This window comes from Paenibacillus sp. J5C2022, from assembly GCF_025567625.1.
In the GTDB taxonomy this organism is placed as follows: domain Bacteria; phylum Bacillota; class Bacilli; order Paenibacillales; family Paenibacillaceae; genus Pristimantibacillus.
Window position 1 is genome coordinate 1 of record NZ_JAOQJC010000084.1, and the last position, 4,811, is coordinate 4,811.

General features: G+C 52.5%; 5 protein-coding genes. 4 read left to right on the plus strand and 1 reads right to left on the minus strand.

Annotated elements, in window-relative coordinates; all coding sequences use genetic code 11:
- Positions 1–712 precede the first annotated feature (712 nt).
- On the minus strand, positions 713–1,222 hold the full coding sequence (locus M6D81_RS31230; protein WP_262681538.1) for an NUDIX domain-containing protein: 510 nt from the start codon (positions 1,220–1,222) through the stop codon (positions 713–715).
- Positions 1,223–1,389: 167 nt separating this feature from the next.
- On the opposite strand from M6D81_RS31230, the gene M6D81_RS31235 reads away from it, so the two are divergent.
- From M6D81_RS31235 to M6D81_RS31250, 4 genes are all read left to right on the plus strand, one after another.
- Complete coding sequence (locus tag M6D81_RS31235; protein ID WP_262681540.1) at positions 1,390–1,854, plus strand: acetyltransferase; 465 nt, start codon at positions 1,390–1,392, stop codon at positions 1,852–1,854.
- A gap of 379 nt (positions 1,855–2,233) precedes the next feature.
- Complete coding sequence (locus M6D81_RS31240; RefSeq protein ID WP_262681542.1) at positions 2,234–2,554, plus strand: rhodanese-like domain-containing protein; 321 nt, start codon at positions 2,234–2,236, stop codon at positions 2,552–2,554.
- Between the two features lie 28 nt (positions 2,555–2,582).
- On the plus strand, positions 2,583–2,951 hold the full coding sequence (locus M6D81_RS31245) for a rhodanese-like domain-containing protein (protein WP_262681544.1): 369 nt from the start codon (positions 2,583–2,585) through the stop codon (positions 2,949–2,951).
- Between the two features lie 34 nt (positions 2,952–2,985).
- Positions 2,986–4,653, plus strand: coding sequence for an FAD-dependent oxidoreductase (locus M6D81_RS31250; RefSeq protein WP_262681546.1), 1,668 nt, complete (start codon positions 2,986–2,988; stop codon positions 4,651–4,653).
- Positions 4,654–4,811 lie beyond the last annotated feature (158 nt).

The window sequence follows — 4,811 nt, forward strand, 5'->3', positions numbered from 1 at the left end:
AGAGGGCGGAGTTTGTACGAAAAATCGTACAAATCGCAGCGGAAAGGGCCTAAGGAGGCGTGGTTTGTACGAAAAATCGTACAAAGTGCATCACGCGAGGCTTCAGCCGCCGGGAGTTGTACGAAAAATCGTACAAAGTGCATCAAGCAAGGCCTCAGCCGCCGGGAGTTGTACGAAAAATCGTACAAAGTGCATCAAGCAAGGCCTCAGCCGCCGGGAGTTGTACGAAAAATCGTACAAATCGCAGCGGAAAGGGCCTAAGGAGGCGTGGTTTGTACGAAAAATCGTACAAAGTGCATCAAGCAAGGCCTCAGCCGCCGGGAGTTGTACGAAAAATCGTACAAAGTGCATCAAGCAAGGCCTCAGCCGCCGGGAGTTGTAAGAAAAATCGTACAAATCGCAGCGGAAAGGGCCCAAGGAGGTGAGGTTTGTACGAAAAATCGTACAAAGTGCATCAAGCAAGGCCCCAGAGGGCGGAGTTTGTACGAAAAATCGTACAAAATGCATCATGCAAGGCCTCAGCCATCGGAAGTTGTACGAAAAATCGTACAAAGTGCATCAAGCAAGGCCTCAGCCGCCGGGAGTTGTACGAAAAATCGTACAAATCGCAGCGGAAGAGGCGAGAGGAGTCCAGATAGCCCCGCCAATTGTGCTTCGCTCCATCCCGTCAGCAGTACCCCGCCTCGACAGCCAAAGTTCAGCACCTCACATCTTAGAGCAAGTCCTTGACGATCTGCTCCAGCACCCAAGTCTCGCGTACAATGGACAGGCCCATGGAAGCTTCTTTCGCAGCGATGACTTCCCGGTTATGCGCGATGGCTTCGTGAATATTGATCCACACGGCGCTCATGCCGTTCGCAACTTCATAGTCCTCCAGATCGGCTTCTCCAAGCTGCTCGTCCGTATCGCAAATATAGAAATAGGACAGCATATGGATGAGATCATACTCCGGCTTATAATGGGGTCTGTACTCGTCGATGTAGCCATATTCGGAAAGTATGCGAATATTGACGGCACCCGTTTCCTCCCGTATTTCCCGCTTTAATCCTTCGACAGTGTCCTCATTACGATCAATCCCGCCTCCTGGAAAGCTGTAATCGTTATAACGTTTCGTATAAAGCAGCAGAATGTCTGAGCCGCGCATAATGATGCCTCTTGCCGCTGTCCGTTCATAAGCTGCGCCTTCCAACGAGCTCAAGCTGTCATGAATGAATGTGCGCAATTGTTTCAGAATGAAAACCTCTTTCCTTTAGTAATAGTGGTTGTTGAGAAAGTACGCATTGGCATATTACTATAAAAATTATTGCCCGCAAAGTCCAGTTGGCAAACGGTATAATAGTTGAGAGGCATTTTATAGTAAAGAAAAGGACAGAATTGGGGGATCTCGGAGTGAATCGGATTGTCGCATACAAGGAACATGATTTTGAGCGGCTGGTCGATATTTGGCATCGGGCGGTGCAGGCTACTCATTTTTTTCTGACAGAGGAGGACATCGCATTCTATCACGAAATAGTGCGGGAGAACGCCTTGCAGGCGGTGGAGATATGGGTGGAGACATGGGTGGAGACGGATGAGCATGGATCGCCGGTCGGCTTCATCGGACTCGATGGAAATAAGATCGAGATGCTGTTCGTCGACCCGGATTATCATGGACAGGGTGTCGGCACCCGACTAATCCGCCATGCGGAGAAGCTGAAGGGGAGTCAATTGAAGGTGGATGTGAATGAGCAAAATGAAGGCGCCCGGGCTTTCTATACTGCCTGCGGCTTCCGGCAGGTAGGGAGATCTGAGCTGGACGGATCAGGGCGTCCGTTCCCGCTGCTTCATCTGGAGCGGCATGTTGCGCTTAAATGAGCTTCCGTGAGCCGACGAGGTGGGCAGTCTGACAACTATTGCAAGTTGCAAGTGATGCTTTTTCCTATGTGCGCGACTGGTTTTTCCTTCTGTAATTAGGAAGGGGGGAAATAGTGACGAACGGGCTGGGCGAGAGTTGAAGGCCTGAAGTTGACAGAGAGATAAAAACATTTTATTATACCTATAGGGGTATCGGAAATGTGAGATAGAAATGATTCGAATTGTAAGGTAGAAATGATTCGAATCGTGAGGTAGAGGTGTAGATGCTCTGATGAAGTAGTGGTCTTGCGGCAGATGCGCCTTATTTTTTTCTCGCATTTATACCCCATGAGGTATGTAGGATCGATATTCAATTTATCTATAGAAGGAGATGACAGGGATGGCAGGGAAATATGCGAAGGAAGCAACACCAAAGCAGGTACAGGACAGATTGGATCAGGGAGAACAGTTGTACATGCTTGATGTGCGAGAAGAGGAAGAGTGGCATGGGGGCCATATTGCCGGCGCGAACCATATTCCTCTCGGTCAACTGGGCCAAAGGATGACGGAGCTGAATGCCGACCGCGAGCTGATCGTCATCTGCAGAAGCGGCAACAGAAGCGGGCTGGCTTGCGAGCTGCTGGAGGCGAACGGATTCAATGTCGTGAACATGGCTGGCGGCATGCTGGAATGGGCGGGGCCTGTCACATACGGGCAATGAATGATAAGATGGAGGCGGTGAACAGGAAATGAATACGTGGATGTATGCGATTATTGCCGTTTTGGCGGCGTGGCTGCTCTATAAACAGTTCGCGCCGGTGAAGGGACTCCGCAATTTGAATGCTGAAGCATTCAAGGAAGAGAGTTCGGTAGGCCGGATTATCGATGTGCGAGAGGTAGGGGAGTACCGACAGGGGTATATACCGGGGGCAGTCAATATGCCCCTCAGCAGCCTCCACAGCAGAGTCGGCGAAATACCTAATGGAAGCAAGCTGTACCTGTACTGCCGCAGCGGCATGAGAAGCAAGCAGGCAGGCAAGCTGTTGGCCCGGCATGGCTTTCAGGTGGCACATTTGAACGGTGGAATTATGGCATGGAACGGTCCGTTGAAGAAATAATATCAGTAAGTTGATTGCGGGAGGAGAAGTTCATATGAGCAAAAAGATCATTATCGTCGGCGGGGTAGCGGGAGGAGCATCGGCGGCTGCGCGGCTGCGCAGACTGGACGAGTCGGCCGAAATCATTATGCTGGAGCGCGGGGAATTCGTCTCATTCGCCAATTGCGGATTGCCTTACTATATCGGCGGCACTATTCAGGAGCGCTCCAAGCTGCTGGTACAGACGCCGGAAAATTTGAAGGCCAGATTCCGGATCGATGTGCGCACATTCAGCGAAGCGGTCTCCATCGATCCTGAGCGCAAGGTCATCAAGATCGAGAGCAGAGATCGCGGCGCATATGAGGAAAGCTACGACGATCTGATTCTGTCTCCAGGGGCCAAGCCGATAAGGCCTTCAATTCCGGGCATAGATAGTCCATCCATCCATACGCTGCGAAATATTGCGGATACGGATCGGATCAAGGAGCTGGTGGATCGTGAAGCTACCCGCAGCGCTGTTGTCGTCGGCGGGGGCTACATAGGCGTGGAAATGGCGGAAAACCTTCGGGAGAGAGGTCTTGATGTGACGCTCGTCGAAGCGGCTCCGCATATATTGGCGCCATTCGACTCGGAGATGGTCGTGCTTGCGGAGAAGGAACTGGAGGAGCACGGCGTGCAACTGCGGCTGAACAGCCCTGTACAGGCGTTCCGGATCGCGGAGGATGGCATAGGCACAGTGGTTGAGCTTGGGGACGGAGAAGCTGTTACGGCGGATATGGTTATTTTGGCGATTGGCGTCATGCCGGATACGGGCTTTCTGCAGGGAAGCGGAATCCAGCTGGGGGCAAGAGGCCATATCATTGTGAATGAGCATATGGAGACGAACCGGCCGAGCATCTATGCGGTAGGCGATGCGGTGGAGACGACGGATTTCATTCATGGCGGCAAGACGGCTGTGCCGCTGGCGGGCCCGGCGAACAAGCAGGGAAGAATTGCGGCTGACCGCATATGCGGCTTGGACAGCAGCTACAAGGGGACGCAAGGAACCGCGATTATAAAAGTATTCGGCTTGACAGGCGCTAGCACAGGCAGCAACGAACGAACATTGAATAAGCTGGGTGTTCCGTATCACGCCATCTATGTGCATCCTGTCTCCCATGCGGGTTATTATCCCGGAGCCAAGCCGATGTCGCTGAAGCTGTTGTTCGATGAGAAGGGCCGTGTGCTGGGCGCACAGGCTTTTGGCGAGGAAGGCGTAGACAAGCGAATCGATGTGATCGCCACCGTTATTCGTCTGGGCGGAACAGTCTATGACCTGACGGAGCTGGAGCTGAGCTATGCGCCCCCGTATTCCTCGGCGAAGGACCCTGTGAATATGGCCGGCTATTTGGCGGAAAATGTGCTGGAAGGCCGTCTGAATGTGTTCACAGTCAATGAACTGGACGGTGTAGATTCGGAATCTGTACAGCTGCTGGATGTGCGGACTGTGGCGGAATACGGCAGAGGCCATCTGGAAGGGGCATTGAACATTCCGGTGGATGATCTGCGCGAGCGTCTTCACGAGCTGGACCGGAACAAAGAGGTGTATGCCTACTGCGAAGTCGGCTTGCGCGGCTACATTGCTTCGCGTATTCTGTCACAGCACGGCTTCCGGGTGAGGAATCTGACCGGCGGTCACAAGTCTTGCCGAATCGCGAGCTTTACTCCCTCTCTGAAGAAATAGGCGGGTGAGGCGCGTCTCAGGAATAAACTGGGGGCGTGCGAGCTGAATTAGTGCATGTGGCATACACTGAAGGTCTGAAATGATGAATACACGACTAATTAGCGTATGCCGCATACACTGGAGCTCTGAAATGATGCGTGCGAGCTGAATTAGTGCAT

What these genes read in the sequence shown, in the direction of transcription:
- M6D81_RS31240 (WP_262681542.1), top strand. Translation starts at nt 2,234, where the DNA reads ATGGCAGGGAAATATGCGAAGGAAGCAACACCAAAGCAGGTACAGGAC.
- M6D81_RS31245 (WP_262681544.1), top strand. Translation starts at nt 2,583, where the DNA reads ATGAATACGTGGATGTATGCGATTATTGCCGTTTTGGCGGCGTGGCTG.
- M6D81_RS31250 (WP_262681546.1), top strand. Translation starts at nt 2,986, where the DNA reads ATGAGCAAAAAGATCATTATCGTCGGCGGGGTAGCGGGAGGAGCATCG.